At 58.8% G+C, this 25,068-nt stretch carries 22 protein-coding genes, 2 tRNA genes and 2 pseudogenes; 16 read left to right on the top strand and 10 right to left on the bottom strand.

Features of this window, described 5'->3' with window-relative positions; genetic code table 11:
- Positions 1-134: 134 nt before the first annotated feature.
- The 7 genes and pseudogenes from ggt (at position 135) to FIU81_RS04430 (ending at position 8,519) form a co-directional block, all read left to right on the top strand.
- On the top strand, positions 135-1,937 hold the full coding sequence (gene ggt / locus FIU81_RS04460) for a gamma-glutamyltransferase (RefSeq protein ID WP_413816234.1): 1,803 nt from the start codon (positions 135-137) through the stop codon (positions 1,935-1,937).
- A 104-nt stretch (positions 1,938-2,041) separates the two neighbouring features.
- Positions 2,042-3,097 (top strand): annotated as a pseudogene (locus FIU81_RS04455) (IS5 family transposase).
- A 341-nt stretch (positions 3,098-3,438) separates the two neighbouring features.
- Entirely contained in the window at positions 3,439-4,305 is an 867-nt protein-coding gene (locus FIU81_RS04450; protein WP_172971399.1) for a DUF6538 domain-containing protein, read from the top strand.
- Positions 4,306-4,328: 23 nt separating this feature from the next.
- On the top strand, positions 4,329-5,261 hold the full coding sequence (locus FIU81_RS04445; protein ID WP_124109948.1) for an IS5 family transposase: 933 nt from the start codon (positions 4,329-4,331) through the stop codon (positions 5,259-5,261).
- 37 nt (positions 5,262-5,298) lie between these two features.
- The gene (locus FIU81_RS17140; protein WP_124112086.1) at positions 5,299-5,718 is read left to right on the top strand and encodes a tyrosine-type recombinase/integrase; all 420 of its coding nucleotides are present in this window, start codon (positions 5,299-5,301) and stop codon (positions 5,716-5,718) included.
- Between the two features lie 189 nt (positions 5,719-5,907).
- Positions 5,908-7,326, top strand: a complete 1,419-nt coding sequence (locus FIU81_RS04435) for a hypothetical protein (protein WP_124112070.1) — start codon at positions 5,908-5,910, stop codon at positions 7,324-7,326.
- A gap of 644 nt (positions 7,327-7,970) precedes the next feature.
- Positions 7,971-8,519: a recombinase family protein gene (locus FIU81_RS04430; RefSeq protein ID WP_124112069.1), complete on the top strand. Its 549-nt coding sequence runs from the start codon at positions 7,971-7,973 to the stop codon at positions 8,517-8,519.
- Positions 8,520-8,590: 71 nt separating this feature from the next.
- Here the strand turns inward: FIU81_RS04430 and FIU81_RS04425 are convergent, their stop codons facing one another.
- From FIU81_RS04425 to FIU81_RS04415, 3 genes are all read right to left on the bottom strand, one after another.
- On the bottom strand, positions 8,591-10,348 hold the full coding sequence (locus FIU81_RS04425; protein ID WP_124112068.1) for a DGQHR domain-containing protein: 1,758 nt from the start codon (positions 10,346-10,348) through the stop codon (positions 8,591-8,593).
- Positions 10,348-11,307 carry a DNA-methyltransferase gene (locus tag FIU81_RS04420; RefSeq protein ID WP_216644277.1) on the bottom strand — a complete coding sequence of 320 codons (960 nt, stop codon included), beginning with the start codon at positions 11,305-11,307 and terminating at the stop codon, positions 10,348-10,350. The genes FIU81_RS04425 and FIU81_RS04420 overlap by 1 nt, the downstream gene beginning before the upstream one ends.
- A gap of 191 nt (positions 11,308-11,498) precedes the next feature.
- Positions 11,499-11,588, bottom strand: a tRNA-Ser gene (locus tag FIU81_RS04415).
- A gap of 155 nt (positions 11,589-11,743) precedes the next feature.
- Between FIU81_RS04415 and FIU81_RS04410 the strand changes: the two genes are divergently transcribed.
- The 8 genes from FIU81_RS04410 to FIU81_RS04375 are packed head-to-tail and all read left to right on the top strand — an operon-like array spanning position 11,744 to position 18,340.
- Positions 11,744-12,544 carry an SPOR domain-containing protein gene (locus FIU81_RS04410; RefSeq protein WP_124112067.1) on the top strand — a complete coding sequence of 267 codons (801 nt, stop codon included), beginning with the start codon at positions 11,744-11,746 and terminating at the stop codon, positions 12,542-12,544.
- Between the two features lie 34 nt (positions 12,545-12,578).
- The gene (locus tag FIU81_RS04405) at positions 12,579-13,757 is read left to right on the top strand and encodes a D-alanyl-D-alanine carboxypeptidase family protein (RefSeq protein ID WP_413816222.1); all 1,179 of its coding nucleotides are present in this window, start codon (positions 12,579-12,581) and stop codon (positions 13,755-13,757) included.
- The gene (gene tmk, locus FIU81_RS04400; RefSeq protein ID WP_124112065.1) at positions 13,754-14,374 is read left to right on the top strand and encodes a dTMP kinase; all 621 of its coding nucleotides are present in this window, start codon (positions 13,754-13,756) and stop codon (positions 14,372-14,374) included. The genes FIU81_RS04405 and tmk overlap by 4 nt, the downstream gene beginning before the upstream one ends.
- 10 nt (positions 14,375-14,384) lie before the next feature.
- Positions 14,385-15,497, top strand: a complete 1,113-nt coding sequence (locus FIU81_RS04395; RefSeq protein WP_124112064.1) for a DNA polymerase III subunit delta' — start codon at positions 14,385-14,387, stop codon at positions 15,495-15,497.
- Positions 15,498-15,500: 3 nt separating this feature from the next.
- Positions 15,501-16,280 carry a TatD family hydrolase gene (locus FIU81_RS04390; protein ID WP_124112063.1) on the top strand — a complete coding sequence of 260 codons (780 nt, stop codon included), beginning with the start codon at positions 15,501-15,503 and terminating at the stop codon, positions 16,278-16,280.
- Complete coding sequence (locus FIU81_RS04385; RefSeq protein WP_124112062.1) at positions 16,277-17,074, top strand: MBL fold metallo-hydrolase; 798 nt, start codon at positions 16,277-16,279, stop codon at positions 17,072-17,074. Before FIU81_RS04390 ends, FIU81_RS04385 begins: the two co-directional genes overlap by 4 nt.
- Positions 17,071-17,997 (top strand): AEC family transporter, encoded by a 927-nt coding sequence (locus tag FIU81_RS04380; protein WP_124112061.1) that lies wholly within the window; start codon positions 17,071-17,073, stop codon positions 17,995-17,997. The genes FIU81_RS04385 and FIU81_RS04380 overlap by 4 nt, the downstream gene beginning before the upstream one ends.
- Positions 17,998-18,031: 34 nt before the next feature.
- Positions 18,032-18,340 carry a putative quinol monooxygenase gene (locus FIU81_RS04375; RefSeq protein WP_124112060.1) on the top strand — a complete coding sequence of 103 codons (309 nt, stop codon included), beginning with the start codon at positions 18,032-18,034 and terminating at the stop codon, positions 18,338-18,340.
- Positions 18,341-18,401: 61 nt separating this feature from the next.
- Here FIU81_RS04375 and FIU81_RS04370 read toward each other — a convergent pair.
- From FIU81_RS04370 to FIU81_RS04345, 6 genes and pseudogenes are all read right to left on the bottom strand, one after another.
- Positions 18,402-19,262, bottom strand: a pseudogene (locus tag FIU81_RS04370) (ABC transporter permease); the annotation flags it as partial.
- A gap of 3 nt (positions 19,263-19,265) precedes the next feature.
- The gene (locus tag FIU81_RS04365) at positions 19,266-21,014 is read right to left on the bottom strand and encodes an ABC transporter permease (protein WP_124112058.1); all 1,749 of its coding nucleotides are present in this window, start codon (positions 21,012-21,014) and stop codon (positions 19,266-19,268) included.
- The gene (locus FIU81_RS04360) at positions 21,011-21,301 is read right to left on the bottom strand and encodes a DUF1330 domain-containing protein (protein WP_124112057.1); all 291 of its coding nucleotides are present in this window, start codon (positions 21,299-21,301) and stop codon (positions 21,011-21,013) included. The genes FIU81_RS04365 and FIU81_RS04360 overlap by 4 nt, the downstream gene beginning before the upstream one ends.
- Before the next feature lie 100 nt (positions 21,302-21,401).
- A complete protein-coding gene (locus FIU81_RS04355; protein ID WP_124112056.1) occupies positions 21,402-22,547 on the bottom strand; it encodes an extracellular solute-binding protein in 1,146 nt (381 codons plus the stop codon).
- Positions 22,548-22,627: 80 nt separating this feature from the next.
- Positions 22,628-23,728 carry an ABC transporter ATP-binding protein gene (locus tag FIU81_RS04350; RefSeq protein WP_124112055.1) on the bottom strand — a complete coding sequence of 367 codons (1,101 nt, stop codon included), beginning with the start codon at positions 23,726-23,728 and terminating at the stop codon, positions 22,628-22,630.
- A 208-nt stretch (positions 23,729-23,936) separates the two neighbouring features.
- Positions 23,937-24,022: transfer RNA gene (locus FIU81_RS04345), tRNA-Leu, on the bottom strand.
- A gap of 98 nt (positions 24,023-24,120) precedes the next feature.
- On the opposite strand from FIU81_RS04345, the gene lipB reads away from it, so the two are divergent.
- Positions 24,121-24,798, top strand: a complete 678-nt coding sequence (gene lipB / locus FIU81_RS04340) for a lipoyl(octanoyl) transferase LipB (protein WP_124112054.1) — start codon at positions 24,121-24,123, stop codon at positions 24,796-24,798.
- Here the strand turns inward: lipB and FIU81_RS04335 are convergent.
- Positions 24,795-25,049, bottom strand: a complete 255-nt coding sequence (locus FIU81_RS04335; protein ID WP_124112053.1) for an accessory factor UbiK family protein — start codon at positions 25,047-25,049, stop codon at positions 24,795-24,797. The two genes, lipB and FIU81_RS04335, sit on opposite strands and share 4 nt — an antisense overlap.
- Between the last annotated feature and the right edge of the window lie 19 nt (positions 25,050-25,068).

Below are 25,068 nucleotides of genomic sequence, written 5' to 3'. Positions count from 1 at the left end.
GCGGCACCCTCCCAAATGATCGTTTCACAACAGTCGCTTCGAAGCCGACCGGACAGCATCAGGCGCAAAAGCATTGCTTTCTTCGGCTCTTCCGTCAGCATCAGAGCATGGCAGGCAAAGGGGATTCCCACGTGATACGCGCATTCCTATGGTCGACGGTGATCTCCTCGGGTCTTCTGGCGTCGGCAAACGCACAGCAGGCCGCCGATGCCGTCGCGCCAGAAGTCGAAACCCGAACAACCCGCGACGCCTCTGCTTTCGGCACCGTGTCGGAAGCCGCTCGTGCGGCTCTGGATGCCAAGGCCGCCGGCACACCGACCCAAGCCGAAGACTGGATGGTCGCTGCCGCCAATCCGCTGGCGGTCGAGGCCGGGGCGAAGGTTTTGCGCGCAGGCGGCACGGCGGCCGATGCCATGGTGGCCGTCCAGACAGTTCTGGGCTTGGTCGAGCCGCAATCGTCGGGGCTGGGCGGCGGAGCGTTTCTTGTCTGGTATGACGCGGCATCGGGCGAGCTGACGACGCTGGATGGCCGTGAGACCGCACCCCTGGCCGCAACGCCGACGCTGTTCCAGACCGAAGACGGGGAGCCGTTGGGCTTTTACGATGCCGTCGTCGGCGGCCGGTCTGTCGGCACGCCCGGCACACCGAAGTTGCTGGAAGAGGCGCACACCCGCTGGGGGCAGTCCGAGTGGTCTGGTTTGTTCGACGATGCCATAGCCTTGGCAGAAAACGGGTTCACCGTGTCGGATCGGATGGCCAGCTCTGTCGCGGAAGACGCGGATCGACTGCAGACTTTCCCCGCAACCGCCGACTACTTCTTCCCCGGCGGTAAGGCGCTGCAAGCAGGCGACACGCTCATGAACGCCGCCTACGCCGACACCCTGCGCCAGATCGCGGCAGAGGGCACCGAAGTGTTCTACAACGGACCCATCGCGACCGACATAGTAGAGACCGTTACAACGGCATCAGGCAATCCGGGTGTCCTCAGCACCACTGACCTTTCGATCTACCGTGTCATCGAACGCGCGCCCGTATGCGTTCCTTACCGCGCCACAGAGGTTTGCGGGATGGGGCCGCCCTCCTCCGGCGCACTGACCGTCGGGCAGATATTGGGGATGCTGGATCACTATGATCTGGCCGCTCTTGGTCCCGACAGCGCAGAGGCATGGCGGCTGATCGGCGACGCTTCGCGCCTCGCCTTCGCAGATCGCGGCCGCTACATGGCCGACAGCGACTACGTCCCGATGCCGACCAAGGGGCTGACCGACGCGCGCTACCTGGACAAGCGCGCGACTCTCCTCGGTGGTGACGACGCCCTGCCAGAGGTTGCCCCCGGAACGCCCGGCTGGGACCATGCGATGCTCTGGGGCGACGACAATTCGATCGAATTGCCCTCAACCTCGCACATTTCCATCGTCGACCCCTACGGAAATGCGCTGTCGATGACGACGACCATCGAAAACGGCTTCGGCTCACGCTTGGTGGTGCGGGGGTTTCTTCTGAACAACGAACTGACGGATTTCTCGTTCAGCACTCACGACGACGGCTCTCCCATCGCAAATCGGGTCGAGCCCGGCAAACGCCCGCGGTCCTCGATGGCGCCGACCATCGTGATGCAGGACGACAGCCCGCGGCTGGTGATCGGCTCTCCGGGCGGCAGCCGCATCATCGGCTACGTGACCCAGGCGATCATCGCTCACCTCGACTGGGGTATGGATGTTCAACAGGCGGTGGAAATGCCGCATCTGGTCAACCGCTTCGGCACTTTCGGGCTGGAGGAAGAAACGAGCGCCACAGATCTGGAGACGGCGCTGTCAGACATGGGATTCGAGGTCAACACCCGCGACCTGAACTCGGGCCTCCACGCAATCGCGATTTCCGACACGCTGTCCGGTGGAGCCGATCCCCGACGGGAAGGGATCGCTTTGGGTGAGTAGGTCGAAGTGGCCTGAATCGTTAAAGATCGAGCTTGATCAAGGGCTCTGTTGCGCAAATCGGGTAAGGGCTTCATTTGGTGAATCCAGCATGATTACTGGATGGCATGAGCAGACCAACACCCCCGACTTACAAGATCAAGAATTGGCGGGCCTATAACGAAGCGCTGAAGCGCGTCGCTTCGCGACTTCGCTGACGATCTGGTTCGATCCCGAGATGACGTGGGAGGCCAAGCCGACCGGCAAGCGGGGCCGACAGCCCATCTATAGTGACGCCGCGATCAAACCCTGCCTGACGATGAAGGTGCTGTTCGGCATGGCGCTCAGGCAGACGACCGGCTTCGTGGAAAGTCTCCTGCGATTGAGTGGATTGGGCTGGTCGGTGCCGGATTTCAGCACGCTTTCACGCCGCCAGAAGTCTCTCGCCGTGAACATTCCGTATCGTGGTTCTGAGGGGCCGCTACACCTGCTGATCCCCTCCCGTGACATCACTGCGTGATGCACTGCCGGGCAGTACATCACTGCGTGATGCACTGCCGGGCAGTGGACAGCACTGGGATAAAGGTAGAGGGCGAAGGCGAGTGGAATGCGCGCAAGCACGGTGGCTCGAAACGCCGCGTGTGGCAAGGTTCACCTCGGTATCTACGAAAAGACACTGGAAATCCGGGCAGTCGAGTTCACCAGCAGCGACATTGGTGATGCGCCCATTCTGCCAGAACTGCTGAATCAGATCCCGCCCGAGCAGGAGATCGGCAGCGGTGAGCCTGCGAACGCCGCCGGCGCCTACGATACGCGCAAGTACCATGATGCCATCCACTGCCCGGCAGTGCATGTTTACATGCACGAGAGGGGCCGACCGAGGTGCCAATGCCGTCGTCTCGCTCCGCAAGAACGCCAAGCCCTTAAAACCCGACACCGCAGGCGCGATTGCGCGCAACGAAGCGCTGCGGGCGTCGAAATACCTCGGCCGGGCGCTTTGGCGGAAATGGAGTGGATACCACCGCCGAAGTCGTGCCGAAACCAAGATGCACTGCATGAAACTGCTGGGGCAAAAGCTGATGGCACAAGACCCTGACCGTCAGGTTGCCGAGCTTCAGCTCCGTGTTGCCGTCATGACCGGATTCACCGCGCTTGGCATACCCGTCACAGAGGCCGTGGGATAAGTGTATCTGGGGAAAGGGGAACCTTGGCCGTCACCCGATTTGCGCAACAGAGTCCCGCTAAGGATGACGTTCAACATGGCACAATCAGACTTATGGGTAGCAGAATGGGTTGCAGATCAAGAGAAACCAGGACCTCCTCTCGACGAGATACTCGTAAGTGACTGAAGTTATGAAAGGAATAGAAGTGTGGATTGAGACTAAGTGGCGGAGGCTGTGGGATACTCCGACAGCGAGTAAAATCCCCTTTATAGGCTTGAAAATAGGAGGGATGTGAACGAAGTGTGGGTGGTAAACGTAGGTGGTAAAACATGGCTCGAACCTCAAACCCACGATATCTGATAATGCTGCGTCGCCGTTGGTACGCAGCGCTTGATGTCCCGAAAGATGTTCGCACGCGGATAGGTAAGGCCCGATTCAAAGAAAGCTTACGTACTGAAAGCCTCTCGACTGCAGAGGTCAGGGTCCGACCCGTCATCGCTAAATGGAAGCAAATTATTGAAGCGGCCCGCTACGGCTCAGATGACGAACTAGAGCGCATCAAATCGCTAGCGCTGGAGTGGCGTGAAGACTTGCGTCGTGCTGGGCCCCAAGAGCGGGAGACCCTGATTGATGTACTTCCTCACGTTGCCGCCACCGAAGCGACGGGGAGCTCCGTTAGACTGATCCAAGACATCGTACTAGGACAGAACACCCCCCTGATGATCGCCCTACCCGACTGGATATCGACATCAACAAACACGTCGAAAACGAAGGCGATGCAAAAAGCAGACATAAATCGACTAGCACAGCGCTTCCCCATGACGGCAGACGTTACGAAAAAGTCTGTAAATGCTTGGGTTGACGAACTTCAGGAAACTGAGGGGCTCAGTCCGAGTACCATCCGGAGAATTCTTTCAGCTTGCAGAATGTACTGGAAGTTCCTTGCCCGCAAAGACTTTGTGTCCAGCGAAACCGACCCATTCTCTGAGGCCGCGCCAACAAAAGCGAATAGCTCAAAGGCAGATAAGAAAGAGAAACGACAACCCTTTAGTCCGGCAGAGGTCGTACAACTCAGGGACAAGGCGGCCCAGAAAGGGGATACAAAGTTGGCAGACCTGATCACTATTGGAATGTGGACAGGGATGCGAATCGAGGAAATCTGCTCAGTAAGACATAGTGACATATCAGGGGCTCTGTTGCACAAATCCGGTGAGGGATTCATCTTGTGAATCCAGCGTGGTAGCCCGAGGGCATGAGCAGACCCACACCCCCCGCCTACAAGACCAAGAACTGGCCTTCCTATAACGCAGCGCTCAAGCGCCGCGGCTCGCTGACGATCTGGTTCGATCCAGCCATGATCTGGGAGGCTGCGCCGACCGGCAAACGCGGTCGACAGCCTGACTATAGCGATGCCGCGATCCAGACCTGCCTGACCATGAAGGTGCTGTTCGGCATGGCGCTGCGGCAAACGACAGGGTTCGTCGAAAGCCTCCTGCGGCTGATCGACCTTAACTGGGCGGTGCCCAACTTCAGCACGCTGTCGCGGCGCCAGAGGTCCCTGAAGGTCAACATACCCTATCGTGGCTCACAAGGGCCGCTGCACCTCTTGATCGACAGCACCGGGATCAAGGTCGAGGGCGAAGGGGAGTGGAATGCACGCAAGCACGGTGGCACGAAGCGTCGGGTCTGGCGCAAGATCCACATCGGTATTGACGAGCAAACACTGGAAATCCGCGCCGCCGAGTTCACCACAAGCGTTGTGGGCGATGCGCCCATGCTGCCCGAGCTACTCGACCAGATACCGCCTGATCAGGAGATCGCCAGCGTCACCGCTGACGGAGCCTTCGACACCCGCAAGTGCCACGATGCCATCGCTGCTCGTGGCGCTGCTGCGATCATTCCGCCTCGGAGGAATGGCAAGCCCTGGAAGCCCGACAGCCCCGGGGCGGCCGCCCGCAACGAAGCCCTACGCGCATCGAAACGCTTCGGCCGAACCATCTGGCGACGATGGAGCGGCTACCACCGCCGAAGCCGCGTCGAGACAAAGATGCACTGTGTCAAACTGCTGGGTCAGCGCCTCATGGCGCGCGACTTCGACCGGCAGGTTGCGGAGTTCCAAGTCCGTGTGGCCGTCCTGAACGGCTTCACCGCGCTCGGCATTCCTGTCACTGAAGCCGTAGAATGAGCCCGTCCGGGGAAAGGGGAAGGCCGCTCAGCAGTGGATTTGTGCAACAGAGCCCATATCAGGCGACAGTATAACTTACCGAGAAAGCAAAACTCCCGCTGGGAACCGTATAATTCCAATACACAACGAACTGAAAAGCACGATTTCAAGGCTTCTCGAATCTCAAAACGATGACTTCCTTCTGTCTGGGCTTGTGGCGACAAAGCACGGGACTCGCTCAGACGCTATCGGAAAGAGGTTTGGTAGGCTGAAGATAGATCAAGGACACGGCCCATCTAAGGTTTTTCACAGTATTAGAAAAACTGTTGCGACCTTACTTGAGCAAGCTGGAGTGCCCGAAAACATTAGCGCTGATATTTTAGGTCACCAGAAGAACACGATGACCTACGGCCTTTACTCCGGAGGCACGAACCTCAACAGCAGGTTAGAGGCGATTAACCTGATCAGCTACTCATAGAAGATTGCGCAGGGGCGTCGCTAATCACCTTTTTCACCTATTCTTCGGCGTACCTTTAAGTGGACGCGTATGACGAAAGGGAACCCTCTTTGCCAAGTTAGCGCACTTTAGGCAGCTCCCTTCGTCACAAATTCCAACCAGCCGCTCGGACAGACGTTCGGGCGGCTTCTTTCGTTCGAAGGATCAAATATGCAACCGACGATTACCAACTTCAGCCATGTGAAACCCGACACAGCAACTATCTTCAGCGATTGGTCGCGGAGCCACACGAAGGCAAGTTCGGCTTTCTCTATCACTGCGGACCAACTGCAACCTTTCACAACCATAGATGCGCAGGATATCGGCTCAGTCTTGGAAGAGGCATCCCGTGCCGAACTGAACGCCACTGCTGTAAGCGATACCGCCAGAGAACTTATCAGCATGATGCTTGATAGAACAATCGAGTTTGAACTCGAAAATAAACTAAAATCTCGAAAGCCGAAGCCAAAAGATCGGGAAGGCCTGTATCGCACAATAGAATCTTTCACATGCGATTTAATACTAGGACAAGGCCACATCGCGTCTGCAGGTTTCATCTTTAGACCCGTTGGGCGAAACTTTGAGCCCACCAGAACTACAAAAAAGTTGTTCGAAAGGATACGACGTACTTGGCAAGTGATGGGTTTGATAGAAGAGCGCCCCGGCTTCCAGTATACAGAGGACTTTGAGGGACCGACGGACCAAATAATAAAAAGAGCTACGAGATTCCGAGCGACTCCACAGCTGGTGCGATTGTGTCGAGAGTCAGATATCACACCTCAGACTCTTTGGGACCACTACGACGTTGAACCTAGCGACTTTGATTCCCTTGTGGTCAAGACCAGCGATGGCATATTAATTCATCGCACATCGGCTGAACATAGGCGTCATAAAGAGATCGTTGACCGGCTCAACTTTGACCTCTCCCAACATACGTTCAGCTTTGCCCGCCGCCCCCAACTTAGAAGAGTTTTTCGGGCCAACGGCGATGGCAAATGCGATTACAAGACTGGAGGTAGGTTCTTCGCTCTCGGAGCAGACAGCTACCAAAAATTGAGTAGCTCTGAGAGAGCAAAGATCATAATCGACGGTGAAGCCACTGTTGAGGTTGACGTTAAGGCAAGCCACCCAACGATTATCCACCACCTTCTCGGAGTAAATGAACCGCTTCCAAGCGATCCTTACGCAATCGAAGGATATCGGAGGAAGGTCATCAAGGCGGCTATGCTTGTCGCCCTTGGTAAGTGTGGCCCTCCTAAAAGATGGAAGCCAGAGACGAAGAGTGAGCTAGCCGAATGTTACGATGGTCATAGGACTCAGGTTCCTCCGGTGACGGAGGTCTGGGTAGCCATTGTGGAGGCTTTGCCATTTCTCGAACGGTTGGAGGAGAGCACCACAGGATGGGGTATCGTTCAGTATCTTGAAGCTGAGGCGCTCTTGAAGGCTATGCAGAACCTGTGGGAACAAGGCATTCCTAGTTTGCCGGTACATGATAGTTTGATTGTTCCGAGATCCGCCTTCGCCGTAGCTAAAGATGCTATCATCAATGCGTTCGAGAACATAATCGGGGTTTCTCCGAAAGTCGTATAAAGCTGACTGTGGGTGGGTTTGGGTGCCTTGGGAACTTAAGGAACCACACAGGATACCCTTTGTCTCATATATCTAATATCAAATATGAGTATCTCTGGCTCTCTGGGTGACGACAGAAAAACCCCAAGACCACCCAAAAGGCTTACTGCGCCCCGTAAGGGTATCCACTGACTTACCAAGTCCTAGATGGGTCACCTCCATAGGGGCTCTCAGAGCGCCGTATGAGCGCACTTGCATCCCATCACTTACCCTCCCCAAGAAGCACCACACAAAGGCCCTGAGTGAGTCGCTAAGAGCCTCTCAGGGCCATCCAAGCCGCTCACGGATGCTAAACACCGTTTAAGCAAGCGTTTTGCCCGTTTACAGCTTTTGAGGAGGTCGCTCGAAAGGGATAATAAAAAGAGTAAAGCCTCCCTCTTTTTTGAACTGGTCTTCTCAAACCCCCACCCCCTTCCAAACGGCGCTGAAACGACCCAAAGCCCCCTCATCAAATCCGAGTGGCGCGATAGGCGCTCTACGGTGTTCCGAATGAGTATACCCAAACGAACCGATCCAGTGAGACGCCCAGCGCGTTTCATTAGGGTCGGTTTTTGGTTTTCGGAACAGCTTTGTATCAGGGTCTAGAACCAAAAAGGACAAACGACATGGCAACGTATGGATATGCACGGGTCTCTTCCACCGGACAGAGCTTGGAGCTTCAGAGAGAAGCCCTGAAGGCGGCTGGATGCGAGATCATCAGAGAAGAGAAGGTCAGTGGCACTAGCCGAAAGGGACGCCACGAGCTCAATACGCTCCTAGACTTCCTCCGCCCCGGCGATGAGCTTATCGTCACACGGATCGACAGGCTGGCCCGTTCGGTCTCAGACCTTCAGACACTCGCTGAGAGCCTTCAGGAGCGCCAAGTTGCCCTCAAAGCTACCGAACAGCCCGTGGACACCAGCACAGCCGCTGGCAAGGCGTTCTTCCAGATGCTTGGGGTCTTCTCCGAGTTCGAGACGAACCTCAGGAAAGAGCGTCAAATGGAAGGGATAACCAAGGCAAAGAAGGCTGGCGTCTACAAGGGCAGGAAACCGAAGATTGATGCGGCTGAGGTGCAGAGACTCAAGGCTGAAGGGCTTGGAGCCACACAGATCGCCCAGCGCTTAGGTATCGCGAGAACGTCAGTGTATCGACTGATCACCAGCACTAGATAAGCGATGAGGGTGGTCTACTGTGCTCTCCGGATCCATTGTGTGCTATCGCCCACCAAGACAACACGCAAAGTTCATCGTCGGGGAGCCAAGTTGGCCACTGGACGTAGAAACTTTAAGTAAATACTCTCACCCATTGCATTGTAACGCGACGATCCGAAACTGCTGCTATCGAAACTTCCGAACGTAGACAGCGCATTGTCATACTGATCGAATGAGAGCGGCTCTGTGTCTCTTACCAAGTTCCGCAACGCTGCGATGATTGAGTTCACATTTCTCGTGGTCAAGAACCGGTCTTCGACCTTTCGATCAGAAGTCCACTTCTCATCTGCCAAGTTCTTTTTCACCGCAGAGAATATCTTGTTTATCTCGCTACAGCAGAAGTCAGTATAGTCGCGCAAGCCATCGTCGCTCTTGGCCTTGAACTTTTCCTGAATTTCTCCACTCGCCCGCGGAAAGAGCGGTCCCGAAGGTGCTACCAGCGGCTTCAATGCAAAGCTGACAACGCTCGACGTTTTCATCCTGTCTTTCTGAAAATCGAACTGCTGAAAAGCATCTTGGAGCGGGCCAGATGAGTCATTCAGCTTTCCGATGACTATTCGGGATACGGAGTCAGGGGAGAATGGATCAAGAATACTGGTGATTTCCTGCTTGATCTCTGACTTGGCAGACATCTGATTAGAGTTTATCTCAAGAAATAACTTCGCTTCAAACTTCAGCTTATCGGTTTCACTCATCCCCTTGGGGAAGATTATTCCTGTGACTAGAAGGTTCTGCTGCTCACGCATCTCCCGAATCATTTCTTCTTTCAGTCCACCCTCATGATACGAATAGACCCGATGCTGACCGTCGATCAATCCTACAGTGTTGAATTCTTGCGGTAACTGTATGGTTCCTGGCTTGGTTTCCTGAATGAGCTCAGGCTTAACGGTATCGCCTTCCCCATCGAGAAGCTTTGTCTCCGCTGGCAAAGTTGCGATAATATTATTCACAAAAACACGTTTTTCGCCAAGCAAGTACCTTCGAATATCTTGAATTTTCTTGACACTAATTAATCGTTGATAGGCGCTTTCACCCTTTCTCCAACCATATCGCCTCAAAACATGGGCCCGTTCCAAAATTGCGGACGGACTAGCGTAAAAAGAGACAACCTTAAAGCCTTGGCCGAAATTAGAATGAGTTTCTGGAAGTATAGAGCAATGAAAGCTCTGGGATTGCTTGTTCCCCGAAAAGCTCAATGCGGCGTTTCCAACATCGGAGTTCTGAAGGCCGAGAAAGGCCAAAACCTCAAATCGTGACGAGGATCGCGTCGCTTTGGAAACAGTTTCGAAGTACTTTGCTATGTGGTAATCGAAAAAGGTCACATCCGGAACAAGACTTTTATGCTGCTGCTTCACCGAATTCAAAGAGCAGTACAATATCTTCACTTTCATGTGGTGATCTTTGAATCTACCATGCAGATTCTTGGAAATCTCAGGAAACGTAAGCTTTAAGAATTTTACAAAGGCTGCAGGATCTTTGAGGACCTCGTTATAGACACCCTGTTTCCCTTTGATATGATCGCCAACCTTGCTCTCTGCGGAGGTCGTGTACTCCGTCAGAATTACGATGTTTTCGTGAACGAAGCAGTCATCGAAATCCGACGTAACATGATTGAATGTAAACTCTTTATCACAAACACATGCAATTCGAACAAATCCAGCATTTGCAAAGGTGGTACGAACCGTTCTCTTATGCGAACTTTCAATTCTATTCCGCCTCCGCTCTTCTTCAGATAGCTTCTTTCGCTTCTTTGGCTTTCGTGTCGTAATTTTCCTCGCCGTCGAAGCCATTATTCTATTTCCTTCCACTCTGCGGGGATCCGAGCGACCTTGGCGCTCTGAGAAGGCCTAGCAATCGGCTTTCCGATTGGACGAATACGAAGAGTGCCGTCACAAATCTTTTCAGACCTACTCTTAGATATATCCACGAAGCTCTTCTCTTTGTCGATCCCAATTGACCTTCGCTTCTGCTTCTGCGCGGCTAAAGCAGTCGATCCTGTTCCAACAAATGGATCAAGAACAAGATCATTTTCGTCTGTAAACGCTAGAACGCATCTTTCGGCCAGCTCGATTGGGAACTGACACGGATGATCTTCTTTTTCAGGATGGTTATTTTTGACATTTGGAAAGTCCCAAATTGGATTCTCTAAGAAATCCTTCTTAGCATCGAACTCCCAAACGTCAGAGGGATTTTTACCTTTCGGGTTTCCGCTTAGCTTGCCCGATTTTTCCCGATGAGAGGCGGAATGTCGCTTGCCCGGATATAACTGCGGAATACGCACAGGATCTAAATTGAATTTGTACCTGTCGGATTTAGTGAACCACAGAACTGTCTCATATCTTCCGGAAAAGCGCCTATCGCTATTGAGACCAAAATTGAAGCGCCAAACGATCCTATTGCGAAGCTGCAAGCCCAGCGAATTTATTATGCTATAGAAGGGAATGTCTAAGGGAAGCAAATTTCCTGCATTTACGTAGGTACCGGCTTGCCAGCATAGGCTACCTGTTGGTTTGAGGGTGCGGGCAAGCTCCTTCAAAACATCAGTTTGCCATAGCAGGTATTCTTCAAGCGTAAGTCGGCTCTGCTTCTCGTAGCTTTTACCGATATTGTAAGGTGGAGAGGAGACAATCAAATCAACAGTTTCATCGGAGATATTCCGCAGATGGTCCGAAGCGTCACCAACTAAGTAGGTGGGCATATATGTTTCCGGCTGAGACAGTACTGTCATATCTTGTGAACCCACATCCATACTGATCAATCGCTAGCAGGTAGCACCACATTTAGTCAAAGCCGACATGCGATGCTCGGAGAACTATCTGCTACCAAGCTTGAACTGCTCTCAGAAAACCTCTTGTCGTGGGTGGTAAGCGTGGGTGGTAAAGCCTGCTGCGAGATAGAATTACTCAATCAATTCAGTAACTTACGATTGTATTCTTTGAGTGGCGGAGGCTGTGGGATTCGAACCCACGGGACGCTCTCACGCCCAACGGTTTTCAAGACCGCCGCATTCGACCACTCTGCCAAACCTCCGGTGCGGGCACCGATAACGCCATCGCGCGTGGTTGAAAAGACGGTGGAAGAACGCCGAGGCGGAATGCGCGCGCTTTTCAGATGCTCCGCGCTGGAGTAAGCTCGGGACAACAGCGTCGGCACAGGCGCGGATCAGAGCGGTTAGAGGCACGAACATGGGCACACGCCTTATCACGATTTGCGCCGTCGCAGCGCTTATGACGGGCTGCGTCGGCGGTGGGAATGAGGATGGCAGCGACACCGTGCGCGGGGCCACGACCCAGCGACTTGTTGAGCGCGACGTCGAGGCGCCAGAGGTGTTTCAGGTTGCCGACGCGGGCGTTTGGGACGGGCGGCCATCCTTGGGTGGTGTCTGGGTCGCGCATCCAGACACGGACGAGCCAGAGCGCGTCATCATCCGCAACGAGGCCAACGGACAGTTCGTCATCGGCGCGCTGTTCCGGCGGGACGGCGATCTGCCGGGCCCTGCGCTCCAGGTCAGCTCGGATGCGGCAGAAGCGCTTCAGATGCAGGCCGGTACGCCGTCGCAACTGAACGTCACGGCGCTGCGCCGTGAAGAGCAATCGAACGGCGCAACACCGGCTGCTTCGACAGGACTGGGGACCCCCCCGCCGGTGGAAACCGCATCTCTCGATAACGACACGCCGCTGGCCTCTTCCGAACCGCCCGTGGCGCCGGCCCCGGTCAGCGCCCCGGCCTCGGTCAGCACGCAGAGCAGTAGCCTGTCCAAACCGTTCATTCAGATCGGTATCTTCAGCGTAGAGCGAAACGCCGAAAACACCGCGACCGCCCTGCGCAGCGCGGGTCTGACGCCAACGATCAACGAACAGCGCACCGCCGGGAAAACCTTCTTCCGCGTCACCGTTGGCCCGGCGGCGAACTCGGGCGCGCGGGCGGCCGATCTCGAAACCGTGAAGGGGCTTGGCTTCTCGGATGCGTATTTCGTTTCGGGCTGATAGGCTGCCGCTGAACACCATGGGAGCACCAGCCATGACATTTTTACGATCCGCCCTGATCCTGCTGGCCACCACCATCGGCCTGCACGCGCAGGGTTTCGATACCAACGCCACCGGCGCCTACGTCAAGGACATCTCGACCGGCACAGTTCTTCTGTCCAAGAACGCCGATGTGCCGCTGCCGCCTGCGTCCATGTCCAAATTGATGACCCTGAACATGCTGTTCGAGGCGCTGAAAGACGGTCGCGTGCAGATGGACACACGCTTCGGCGTATCGTCGAAGGCCAAGGCCATGGGCGGTTCGACCATGTTCCTGAACGAACGTGACCGTCCCACGGTGGAAGAACTGATCCAAGGCATCATCGTCATGTCCGGCAACGACGCCTGCGTCGTGGTCGCCGAAGGGCTGGCCGGTACGGAAGAGGCCTTTGCCCGCCAGATGACCGACCGCGCCCGCGATCTTGGGATGATGAATTCGACCTTCGCCAACGCATCGGGCTGGCCGCATCCGGACCAGCGCATGTCGATGCAGGACTTGGGTATTCTGGCCGAGCGGCTGATCAACGAATTCCCCGACTACTACGGCTATTTCGCGCAGAAAGAGTTCGCTTTTGACAACCGCGCGCCGGCCAACACCACGAACCGCAACCCGCTGTTGGGCCTTGGCATCGGTGCGGACGGGCTGAAGACCGGCCACACCTCCGAGGCTGGTTACGGCCTTGTCGGCTCTGCCGCGCAGGGAGACCGGCGCATCGTTTTCGTCATCACCGGCCTTGATAGCGAGCGCGCGCGGCGTGAGGAATCCGAGCGGATCGTCAACTGGGCCTTCCGCCAATTCGTAGAGCGTGAGATCGTTCAAGAAGGTCGTTCCATCGCCACCGCGGACGTATGGCTTGGGCAGCAGAGCACCGTCGATCTGGTCGCCGGTGACGGCCGCACCATGCTGATTCCGGCGCTGGAGCAAGACAACGTCATTGCAGAAGCACGTTTCGACAGTCCGCTGCGCGCGCCGATCGCCGAGGGTGCCGAAGTGGGTACGCTGCTCATCAAGATCGCTGGTCTGCCGGACACCGAGGTGCCGCTGGTCGCAGCCTCTGCCGTCGCGAAAGGCGGCTTCATGCCGCGCATGAAGACGGCCGCGAACGTACTGCTGGCCCGCGCGATGGAAAGTGACGAGGCCGACCCCGAAACCGCAGAGCCCGCCGCAGAGTGAGCGCGCCAAGCCTGTTCCTGAGCTTTGAGGGGATCGACGGGTCGGGCAAATCCACGCAGGCCCGGATGCTGGCCGAGCACCTGTCCGCCCAAGGCCGCGAGGTCGTGCTGACGCGTGAGCCGGGCGGTTCCAACGGGGCCGAGGAAATCCGGAGGCTGGTGCTGGAGGGCGATCCCGACCGCTGGTCCGCCACCACCGAACTACTGCTCTTCACCGCCGCCCGTCGTGACCATCTTGAACGGCTGATCCGTCCCGCTGTCGCGCGCGGTGCCGTAGTGATCTGCGACCGCTTTGCCGACTCCACTCGTGTTTACCAAGGCCTAACCCGCGGCGATCTGCGCGGCCTTGTCGATACGCTGCACGACGCTGTCATCGGGATTGAGCCAGACCGGACCTTCCTGATCGACATGGACCCCGAAACCGGCCTGCGCCGCGCACTGAGTCGGCAGGGGAAGGAAGAACGGTTCGAATCCTTCGGCGTCGATATGCAGGCCCGGATGCGGCAGGGCTTTCTGGACCTTGCCGCCGCCACAGACCGCATCGCGGTCATCGACGGCGATCGCGCACCGGATGTCGTGGCCGCCGATGTGGTCGCCGCGCTGCCCGCTGCGTGCTAGGGCTGCCGGAATGAGCGACGACACCCCATACGAGCCGGACCGCGTCGAAGGCGTGCCCCACCCGCGCCACACCGAGCAGCTGTTCGGCCACGCCGCGCCCGAGCGCACGGTTTTAGAGGCATGGAACGACGACCGGATGCACCACGCGTGGCTGCTGACCGGCCCGCGCGGTATCGGCAAGGCGACGCTCGCGTGGCGTATCGCGCGCTTTCTGATCGCGGGACCAGAACGCGGTGGCATGTTCGGCGGGTCAGACACGCTCGATCTACCACCCGATCACCCGGTCACCGCCCGCACCCGTGCGCTGTCCGAGCCGTCGCTGTTCCTGATGCGGCCGACCCTGTCGCCCACCGGCACCGAACGGCGTGACATCACCGTCGATGTGGCACGCGGCCTGCGCGATTTCCTGCATATGTCGGCAACGGATGGCGGGCAGCGCGTGGTCATTGTGGACGCTGCCGATCAACTGAACCCGCAGGCTGCCAACGCGATCCTGAAGCTGGTCGAAGAACCCCCTGCCCGCACAACCTTCCTGCTGATCGCCCACGCCCCTGCCCGTCTGCTTCCCACGATCCGTTCGCGCTGCCGCACCCTTGCCCTGCAACCGCTGAACGCTACCGACCTGGGCGCTGCCATCGAACAAGCGGGACTGGAGCCGTCCGTGGACGCGGCCAGCCTGTCGCAACTCGCCTCTGGTTCGGTCGGAGAGGCAGCACGGCTGCTGCAAGAGGATGGCCCGAAGCTTTACGCCGATCTCGTTGCGCTTGCGGGCGGCGTTCCGGAAATCGACCGCCAACGCCTGCTAAAGCTGACGACCGGCCTGAACGGCGCGGCAGGACGCGGGAAGATGGACGCCTTGGCGCGCCTGCTCGACCTGCTGCTGTCGCGCCTGGCCCGCCAGGGCGCGGGCCTTCCCCCCGATGCGGAAGCCGCGCGGGGAGAGGCCGATGTGCTCGCCCGCCTTGCCCCCGATGCAAACGCAGGACGCGCGTGGGCGGAACTGGCCGCCGAGGTCTCGGCCCGGATCGCGCATGGGCGGGCAGTCAACCTTGACCCGTCATCCCTGGTCCTAGATAGCGGCCTGATGATCAACAACACGGGCCGCGCCACAGTGCGCGGCTGAACCATGACTCCGATCACCGACAGCCATTGCCACCTGGACTTCCCGGACTTCGACGGCGCGCAAGCCGAATTCGTCGCGCGCGCGGCAGAGGCCGGCGTGCACCGCATGGTGACGATTTGCACCAAGCTGCGGCAAGCCGACCAAGTGCGCGCCATCGCCGAAGCGCACGCCCCTGTCTATTGGGCAGCCGGGACACATCCGATGAGCGCGGGCGACGAGCCAATGGTCAGCGTGGACGAGATTCTTGCACTTACCGCGCATCCCAAGATGGTCGGAATCGGTGAAACGGGTCTGGATTATCACTATTCGCGCAATTCAATGGACGCGCAGCAGGACAGCCTGCGCATCCATATGGAGGCCTGCCGCCAATCCGGCCTACCCTTGATCATCCATTCGCGCGATGCCGACGAAGACATGGCGCGGATCCTGACCGAAGAGCACGCCAACGGCGCATTCGATTGCGTGATGCATTGCTTTTCGTCTAGCGCGGCACTGGCGCAAACGGCGCTTGGCCTCGGGTTCTACCTGTCCATGTCCGGCATCACCGCCTTCAAGAAATCCAGCGAATTGCGCGATATCTTCGCCGCCGCACCGCTGGATCGCATCCTTGTCGAGACCGACAGCCCCTACCTTGCCCCCCCGCCCCATCGCGGCAAGCGCAACGAACCGGCTTTCGTCGCCCACACGGCCCGCGCCGCGGCCGAGACCTTCGGCCTGTCCTATGAGGACTTCGCCAAGCAGACCGAAGAGAATTTCGCGCGCCTGTTCCGGAAAGCCGCATGAGCCTGCGATTCACTATTCTTGGCTGCGGCTCGTCCGGTGGTGTGCCGCGAATCGGTGGGCATTGGGGTGCGTGCGATCCCGCGAACCCGAAGAACCGCCGCCGCCGCTGCTCTATGCTGGTGGAACGGATCGAGCCCGAAGGCACCACCCGCGTTCTGATCGACGCCTCGCCGGACCTGCGCGAACAACTTCTGGACGCTGGCATCGGCGCCGTCGATGGCGTGGTCTTCACCCATTCCCACGCGGACCACTGCCACGGCATCGACGACCTGCGCATGATCGTCATCAACACCCGCGAGCGCGTGAAGGTTTGGGCTGACGACACGACGCGCGCGGACCTGTTGCAGCGGTTCAGCTACGTGTTCGAGACGCCAAAGGGTTCGGACTACCCGCCGATCCTGCAGATGAACGCGATCAACGGGCCGGTGACGATCACTGGCAAGGGGGGCGACATCACCCTGACGCCCTTCATCGCACACCACGGAAATATCGATGCTCTCGGCTTTCGCATCGGCGGGTTGGCCTATTTGCCGGACGCGGGCGCGCTGCCCGACACAACGTGGAAGGCGCTGGAAAACCTGGATATCTGGGTCGTTGACGCTTTGCGCCGTAGCCCTCACCCAAGCCATTCGCATCTGGACAACACGCTGGAGTGGATCGCCCGCGCGCAGCCCAAGCGCGCCGTGCTGACCAACATGCACAACGATCTGGACTATGAGACCGTGCGTGCCGAGACGCCCGATCATATCGAACCCGCCTATGACATGATGGTCCTGACGCTGGACGACGCATGACCGCGCTTCTCGACGTCATCCTGCCCGTCTTCATTGTGATCGGGGCAGGATACTTGGCCGTGTGGCGGGGCCTCTTTGCGGATAGCGCGGTCGACGGGCTGATGCGATTCACCCAAGGCTTTGCAATCCCCTGCCTGCTGTTTCGCGCCATCGCGGAAATCGACCTTGGCGCTGAATTTTCTGTCCCGATGCTGCTGGCCTTCTATCTGGGCGCAACGTCCGGCTTCATCTTCGGCCTATTCGGCGCGCGCGCGCTGGGGCGGACTTGGGAGGACTCGGTCGCCATCGGCTTTTGCGGTCTGTTCAGCAACTCTGTCCTGCTGGGCCTGCCCATTGCCGAACGCGCCTTCGGCACCGATGCGCTGCGCTTCAACTACGCGATCATCGCCGTCCACGCGCCGTTCTGCTACCTTCTCGGCGTCACTGTCATGGAGATGGTCCGCGCCCGTGGAGAGCCCATGGCCGGACTGCCCCGCAAGGTCGTGAGCGCGATGTTTCACAACGCGCTGGTCATCGGCATCGCACTTGGCTTTATCGTGAATCTGACCGGCATGCCGATCCCGCGCGTCATCGGCGACGCGCTGGACCTGATCATCCGCGCCGCCCTGCCCGCCGCCCTGTTCGGCTTGGGCGGCATCCTGTATCGTTACAAACCCGAGGGCGATGTCCGCATCATCGGCATGATCTGCGCGGCCTCCTTGGTGCTGCACCCGGCCATTGGCTACGGCGTATCGCTCCTGTTCGGCCTATCGGTGGATCAGCTTCGCGCCGTCGTGCTGACAGCGGCCATGGCGCCGGGGGTCAACACCTACATCTTCGCCAGCATCTACGGTACCGCCCAACGCTCTGCCGCGTCGGGCGTGCTGATCGGAACAGCCGTATCGCTTCTGTCGATCTGGTTGTGGTTAATTGTGCTGCCCTGACTACCTTGTAAGGGGTCATCAGGGAGGATGAGACATGCGCACATTCGTCACCGCCGTTTTCACAGCGAAAAAGGGCCATGAAGCCGAGCTGGAAGAGCTGTTCAAGTCCGTCATCGCACCGACGATGAAGGACAAGGGTTGCGTCAGCTACGCGCTTAATCGCGCACAGGACGATCCGCGTCGTTTCGTCTTCATGGAAGAGTGGGAAAGCCGCGAGGATCTGGAAGCGCATCTTGCCGCCGATCATATTACGAACGGTCTTGCCAAAGCCGGGGCACTGATCGAGCATCAGGACATCACAATTTTGGAGCGCATCGGCGGCGGCGATGCGGCGGATGCTTGAATAAAAAAAGGCCCGACCTCTGTTTCAGAGATCGGGCTTTTCCAAACAACGATGCCACTGGTCAGCCGGGTGACATACCCCGCAGACGCTCGGACCGGCGGCGCAGCAGTTCCACACCTGTCAGCAGCATGATCGACAACACGACAAGGATGGTGGCGACCGCAAGGATCGTCGGGCTGATCTGCTCTCGTAGGCCGATGAACATCTGCCACGGCAGGGTCTTCTGACCGGCAGAGCCCACGAACAGCACCACGACCACCTCGTCGAAAGACGTAATGAAGGCGAATAGACCGCCCGAAATCACGCCCGGCAGGATCAAAGGCATCTGCACCTTGAAGAACGTTCGCACGGGGCCTGCCCCAAGGTTGGCCGATGCGCGCGTGAGCGAGTTGTCGAAGCCCACCAGAGTCGCCGTCACGGTGATGATGACGAAGGGAATGCCAAGTGCGGCGTGCGCCAGAACGACGCCGATGTAGGTGCCCTGCAGGCCGATGCGGCTGTAGAAGAAGTACATGCCCGCTGCCGAAATGATCAGCGGCACGATCATCGGAGAGATCAGGATCGCCATGATCGCCCGCCGGAATGGCACATGTGACTGTGACAGGCCAACGGCGGCCAACGTCCCCAGCGACACCGACAGCAGCGTCGCCACTGGCGCGATCTGGATCGAGTTCCACATTGCCGCCTGCCATTGGCTGTTGGTGAAGAAGTCCTGGTAGTGCTTCAGGCTGTAAGCGTCCGGATCCAGCGCCAGCATGCCCGGCGTGAAAGTAAAGAAGTTCTCTGCGTTGAACGACAGCGGGATGATCGTCAGGATCGGCGCGATCAGGAAGAAGAAGATCAGCCCGCAGATCGTCAGGAACGTGTAGTGCCAGATCTTCTGGCCCAGCGTGGCATAGGGGGGCAGTTCCATGGTGTTTCTCCCTTAACCCAGGCTGACGTTGTCGATGCCGACGATGCGGTCGTAGACGTAGTAAAGCAGCAGAACCACGGCGAGCAGGATGGTCCCCAGCGCCGCCGCCAAACCCCAATTCAAAGAGCTGGAGATGTGATAGGCGATCCGGTTCGAGATGAACGTGCCGGTCGTGCCTCCGACGATTTCGGGCGTGATATAGTAGCCGATCGACAGAATGAACACGAGGATACAGCCCGCGCCGATGCCCGGCACGGACTGCGGGAAGTAGACCCGCCAGAAGGCCGTCCAGTTCGTGGCGCCCAACGACTTGGCGGCACGCACGTAATAGGGCGGGATCGTCTTCATCACCGAGTAAAGCGGCAAGATCATGAACGGCAGCAGGATATGCGTCATCGCGATGATCGTGCCGGCCTGATTGTTGATCAGCTGAAGCCGATCACCATCACCCACCAGACCGATCCAGACGAGGATGTCGTTGATGACACCCTGCTGTTGCAGCAACACCTTCCATGCGGACGTCCGGACAAGAAGCGAGGTCCAGAACGGCAGCAACACAAGGATCAGCAGCAGGTTCGACGTGCGCAGCGGCAGGTTCGAAAGCAGGAACGCGATGGGGTAGCCCAGCAGGATGCAGCTGAACATGATCGTCAGTGACATGAACATCGTGCGCTGGAACAACAGTCCATAGATTTTTTGATCGTCGGGTGCTTGTTCTACACCCTGCGGGGTCAGGCGATAGTCGACGGACGACAGGAAATAGCCAGCCGTATAGGGCGATGAAAACGCCTTGATCGTGCCCCAGACCTGATTATCGGCCCAGTCGTCGTCCACCTCTTCCACGAAGAATTCACGGGCGGGCAGGACCTCGAAATCTCCGACGGCAGCTGCGGCTTCGGACAGCAATTCATCCTGCCCCAGACCCGCTCCGGTCGCGCCGTTCTCAAGATCTTCATAGAGGGCTTGGTAAACGATGGCCCAGGGTTCTTCTTCGGTCGGGCTGTCTTCATCCACGCTTTGGATCGTCTGACCGAATTGCAGGTAGGCGCGGGCCGTGCGCGGTAGCGCTTCTTGCGCGGCGGACGCAATTCGGAACGGCGGTTCGACTTCCGTGAACTCCAGCGCGCGCTGTTCTTCGCGGGTCTCGGCGGCGTCTTGCGCGGCTTCGACTTCGGCCTTGCGCTCGGCCCAGTCGGCCTGCCGTTCGACCCACGCCGGATCGGCCATCATCGAAACCCAGACGGCAGGGTCTTCCCAAGCCTCGTTCAGGTCGAAGAATTGCTCCATCGGGACTTCGCCGAACTCATCCGCGTTGCGCCCGGTCTTGCGGAACAGCGACGACATGCCCGTCGTCTCGTAATTCAAGCGGCTACCAAGGCGGGTATGGTTTTTCAGCTCTGTCGCCACCATCAGATCGGCGGCCAAGGCGCGGTAGGTTTCCTCGGACGGCTCGCCGGTACCGTCCCACTCTTCCAGCGACACGACGGTGCGCGGCAGGGTCTGGCTGACGATGTCGTTCTCGACCGAGCGGAACAGCATGTCCGCGATGGGGGCAATGAAGGTGACGAGGATAAAGATCAGAAGCGGTGCGATCAGCATCAGGGCGCGCAGCTTCGAACGACGCAGCGAGCGGGACAGGGATGCTTTCAGCGGGCGTCCATCGGCGGCCAGGACCGGGCCACCTTCGGCGCGGTCGGCGTCGCGGATCGCGTTGTCGGGGGTGGCGCCTGTAAAGGCGTCGGCGTCTGTTGCGCTGCTCATTCCGCGCCCTCCACCAGGATGATCGTCGACTCGGCGCATCTGCGGCGAATGTCCGCAACCTCTTGATAATCCGGATCGTTGTAGGCGGCTTTCGCGGCCTCATAGCTGTCGAATTCAATCACGACGTGGCGGCCCATCTCGACGCCTTCGGGCGTCTCGGATTGGCCTCCGCGAACGATGAAACGCGCGCCGTGGCTTTCAAGGATTGGCGTGTCGCGGCGGACGTATTCTGGATACCCCTCGGGGTCCGTCACCTTGATATGACCGATGATGTAGCCTTTTGGCATGTCGGATCCCCGTCGAATAAGTGTCGGCCTTCTGTCGGGCCTTCGTTTTAAGAAGCAGGGCGGGATCGACCCGCCCTGCCCCGTTATTCAAGCGCCGCTATTACTGTGCGAGCCACGCCTGGAACTTGGCGTCCAGATCGTCACGGTAGTCGGCCCACCATTCGTAGTTGTAGAGGAAGGTGTTTTCCGCGTTGGCCGGATCGGTCGGCATGTGCGGTGCCATCTCGATGCCCAGCTCGGCGTGCGTCGACACCATCGGCGCGGACGACTCACGGGCGGGACCGTAAGAGATGTACTTGGACTGGTCGGCCAGACGCTGGGTATCCGTGGCGAACCACAGGAAGTCCTTCACGCGGTTCAGCGCTTCGTCGTCCAGACCGGCGGGGATGATCCAACCGTCAAGGTCGAAGACCTGCGCGTCCCAAAGCATCGCAACGGGCTGGTCCTGCTCGGCGATCAGGCTGAACAGACGACCGTTGTAGGTCGAACCCATGACGACTTCGCCATCGGCGAGCAGCTGGGGCGTGTCGGCACCCGCGGACCACCACACGACGTTGTCCTTGATCTCGTCGAGCTTGGCGAACGCCTGGTCCTGACCTTCTTCGGTTTCCAGCACGTCGTAGATGTCTTCCTTGGCGACACCGTCACACAGCAGGGCCCACTCGAGGTTGCCGATGGGGCGCTTTTCCAGCGAACGCTGGCCGGGGAAGTTCTCGGTGTCCCAGATGGCGCAGATGTCTTCCGGGGTGCCGTTGAAGTCTTCGACGTCGGTGCGGTAGCCGACGGTGGTCGAATACACGATCTGCGGGATGAAGCAGTCGGACACGATCAGGTCGCCGAAGTCGTCGGAAGCATCGGTGCCGTCGGGCGCCGGAGCGAGGATTTCGTCGTGGTCGACTTCCATGGCCAGGCCTTCGTCACACAGACGAATGGCATCGGATGCCACCACGTCGACCAGATCCCAGGTGATGTTACCGGCCTCGTTCATGGCGCGCAGCTTGGCGACGGCCTCGGCAGAGGATTCGTCCCATGTCACGGACACGTCGGAATTCATCTCGACGTAGGGCTTGACGTAGGCGTTGTCCTGGCTGGCCTGGTAGGCACCACCCCAGGAGACGACGGTCATTTCGTTGGCCATCGGCTCACCGGCGACGGGGCTTTCCGTCATCTCGCTGTGCGCTTCGGCGAAGGCGCCGGTCGCGATGCACAGCGCTGCGGTGGATAGAAGGGATGTCTTGAGTTTCACGTAGATTCTCCTTGTTAACGTAGCCCTTGAAGAGTTTTCCCCTCGGCTCCGGGCAGAGACGCAAGGGTTGATACCGCGCGTCAGGAATCGAGCGCGCGGCAATCCTGTGGCAACCAGCCGATCTTGATCTTGTCGCCTGGTGTCAGGCGCACCTGATCGGCGCGGTTGCGGGTCTTCACGATGAAGTCGTCCCGACCGGCCACTTTCAGGCGGGTGCGGAAGACGTCTCCCATGTAGATGAATTCGAGCACTTCGGCGTCGAGCGTGTGCGCATCCGGTCCCAATTCGGGATTGAACTCCACCCGTTCGGGGCGGATCGACACCAGCGTGCGGTCGCCTTCCTTGGAAACATTGACGGGCAGGGCGTCGATCTCTTCGCCCGTTCCGTCCAGTTTAACGACGCACTGGTCCTTGCCCAGCTTGGTCACAACGCCTTGCAGCGTGTTGTTTTCACCGATGAACTGGGCGACGAAGCTATTTTCCGGCCGTTCGTAAAGCTCATCCGGCGGGGCAAGCTGCTGGATGCGACCGTCGTCAAACACCGCAACGCGGTCGGACATGGTCAGCGCTTCGGTCTGGTCGTGCGTCACGTAGACCACGGTGATGCCCAGATCGTGGGCCAGGCGCGTGATCTCGAACTGCAAGGTCTCGCGCAACTGCTTGTCGAGCGCGCCAAGGGGTTCATCCATCAGCACAAGCTCGGGCTCGAACACCAGCGCGCGGGCCAATGCGATCCGCTGCTGCTGACCGCCCGAAAGCTGGGCGGGGCGGCGGCCGCCGAAGTCGCCCATCTGCACCATGCCCAAAGCGCGCTTGATCTTCTCTTCGCGCTCGGACTTGCCGATCTTGCGGACCTCCAGCGGGAATGAGAGGTTTTCGGCCACCGTCATATGCGGGAACAGGGCGTAGTTCTGAAACACCATGCCGATGCCACGCTTATGCGGGGGGATGTTGTTGATCTCGGACCCATCAAGCCGGATTTCGCCGTGGGTCGCCGTTTCGAACCCAGCCAGCATCATCAGGCAGGTCGTCTTGCCCGATCCCGATGGCCCAAGCATCGTCAGGAACTCGCCCTTGCCGATGGAAAGGTTCAGATCTTTCACGACCAGCGTTTCGCCGTCGTAGCTTTTTTGCACGCGATCGAATTCAACGAACGCATTGCCGCTTCGGGTGTCCAGCACCGCAGTCTCCCCATTTTCGGTCGATCGCTTTTTTCTGCAATCGTTGGCGTGAACCAAAGCAAAGGGACGGGCGTTATGCAAGTCGACCGTCGCGCAATTCCGCAAGAAGCAGGATTAGCGGGCGATTTGGGCAGTTTAGCAGACGCAGGCAGTCTAATGGCCTGCGAATCTCGCGATAACTTCAAGTATGAGAGACCCGGCCTTGCGGTGGTGCGGTCGAAAGGACTTGAACCTTCACGGGTGTTACCCCACAGCGACCTCAACGCTGCGCGTCTACCATTCCGCCACGACCGCCCTGACCCCCGCAAGGGCCGGGTGCGCGCGGTGTAACGAAGGCCCTGCGGGTTGAAAAGCGATTTTTTCTGCGGCGCGCCCGTGGCATGAGGTTTGCCATGACAGACCGTGATCGCCCCCTTCCCGCGCCCGAGTGGCGCATTTCCGACAGCCCCGTTCCCTACGCCGATGCGGTGGCAGAGATGGAAGCCCGCGCCGCCGCGATACGCGAGGATGGCGCGCCGGAACTGATCTGGCTGTTGGAGCATCCGCCTTTGTACACCGCCGGCACCTCTGCACGTGCAGAGGATCTGACCGATCCCGACCGATTCGAGGTGCATGAGACGCGGCGCGGTGGGCAATATACATATCACGGGCCGGGGCAGCGGGTGGTCTATGTGATGCTGGACGTCAGCGCGCGGGGCCGAGACGTGCGCCTCTTCGTGGCGCAGCTAGAGGCTTGGGTGATCGCGACACTGGACCGCTTCAACGTGGTGGGCGAAATCCGGACAGGCCGCGTCGGCGTCTGGGTCGTGCGGCCCGAAAAGCCCACGGCGGCGGATGGCGCCCCATCAGAAGACAAGATCGCCGCCATCGGTGTGCGCCTGAAACGCTGGGTGTCGATGCACGGCATATCCATCAACGTCGAGCCGGACCTGTCCCACTTCGACGGAATCGTCCCCTGCGGCATCACGGACCACGGCGTTACCAGCCTTGTGGACTTGGGCCTGCCGGTCACGCTGGACGACGTGGACGTCGCCCTGCGCGAAACCTTCACAGAGGTGTTCGGCGACTAGACGTCGCCCGCGTGCTTTGCTTCCAGCGCCTCGATTCGGGCCTTCAGCGATGCGTTCTCTTCGCGGGCCTTCTGGGCCATCGTCCGCACGGCATCGAACTCCTCGCGGGTCACGAAGTCGCGGTCAGCGAGGAAACGGTCGACCATGCCCTTCATGGCGGTCTCTGCTTCGGTGCGCGCGCCCTGCGCTACGCCCATCGCGTTTGTCATCAGTTGTGACAGGTCGTCGAACACCTTGTTACGGCTTTGCATGTCTGGCTCCTTTGCGGTT

The organism is Palleronia sp. THAF1 (assembly GCF_009363795.1).
In the GTDB taxonomy this organism is placed as follows: domain Bacteria; phylum Pseudomonadota; class Alphaproteobacteria; order Rhodobacterales; family Rhodobacteraceae; genus Palleronia.
This window is presented reverse-complemented; position numbering and strand designations above follow the sequence as displayed.

Bases quoted from the DNA above. Each gene is read 5' to 3' on its own strand.
- lipB (WP_124112054.1), top strand. From the start codon at position 24,121: ATGACAGACCGTGATCGCCCCCTTCCCGCGCCCGAGTGGCGCATTTCC.
- FIU81_RS04365 (WP_124112058.1), bottom strand. From the start codon at position 21,014: ATGAGCAGCGCAACAGACGCCGACGCCTTTACAGGCGCCACCCCCGAC.
- FIU81_RS04420 (WP_216644277.1), bottom strand. From the start codon at position 11,307: ATGGATGTGGGTTCACAAGATATGACAGTACTGTCTCAGCCGGAAACA.
- FIU81_RS04390 (WP_124112063.1), top strand. From the start codon at position 15,501: ATGACTCCGATCACCGACAGCCATTGCCACCTGGACTTCCCGGACTTC.
- FIU81_RS04380 (WP_124112061.1), top strand. From the start codon at position 17,071: ATGACCGCGCTTCTCGACGTCATCCTGCCCGTCTTCATTGTGATCGGG.
- FIU81_RS04435 (WP_124112070.1), top strand. From the start codon at position 5,908: ATGCAACCGACGATTACCAACTTCAGCCATGTGAAACCCGACACAGCA.
- FIU81_RS04405 (WP_413816222.1), top strand. From the start codon at position 12,579: ATGACATTTTTACGATCCGCCCTGATCCTGCTGGCCACCACCATCGGC.
- FIU81_RS04360 (WP_124112057.1), bottom strand. From the start codon at position 21,301: ATGCCAAAAGGCTACATCATCGGTCATATCAAGGTGACGGACCCCGAG.
- FIU81_RS04445 (WP_124109948.1), top strand. From the start codon at position 4,329: ATGAGCAGACCCACACCCCCCGCCTACAAGACCAAGAACTGGCCTTCC.
- FIU81_RS04385 (WP_124112062.1), top strand. From the start codon at position 16,277: ATGAGCCTGCGATTCACTATTCTTGGCTGCGGCTCGTCCGGTGGTGTG.
- FIU81_RS04335 (WP_124112053.1), bottom strand. From the start codon at position 25,049: ATGCAAAGCCGTAACAAGGTGTTCGACGACCTGTCACAACTGATGACA.
- FIU81_RS04450 (WP_172971399.1), top strand. From the start codon at position 3,439: ATGCTGCGTCGCCGTTGGTACGCAGCGCTTGATGTCCCGAAAGATGTT.
- FIU81_RS04395 (WP_124112064.1), top strand. From the start codon at position 14,385: ATGAGCGACGACACCCCATACGAGCCGGACCGCGTCGAAGGCGTGCCC.
- FIU81_RS04410 (WP_124112067.1), top strand. From the start codon at position 11,744: ATGGGCACACGCCTTATCACGATTTGCGCCGTCGCAGCGCTTATGACG.
- FIU81_RS04430 (WP_124112069.1), top strand. From the start codon at position 7,971: ATGGCAACGTATGGATATGCACGGGTCTCTTCCACCGGACAGAGCTTG.
- FIU81_RS04425 (WP_124112068.1), bottom strand. From the start codon at position 10,348: ATGGCTTCGACGGCGAGGAAAATTACGACACGAAAGCCAAAGAAGCGA.
- FIU81_RS04375 (WP_124112060.1), top strand. From the start codon at position 18,032: ATGCGCACATTCGTCACCGCCGTTTTCACAGCGAAAAAGGGCCATGAA.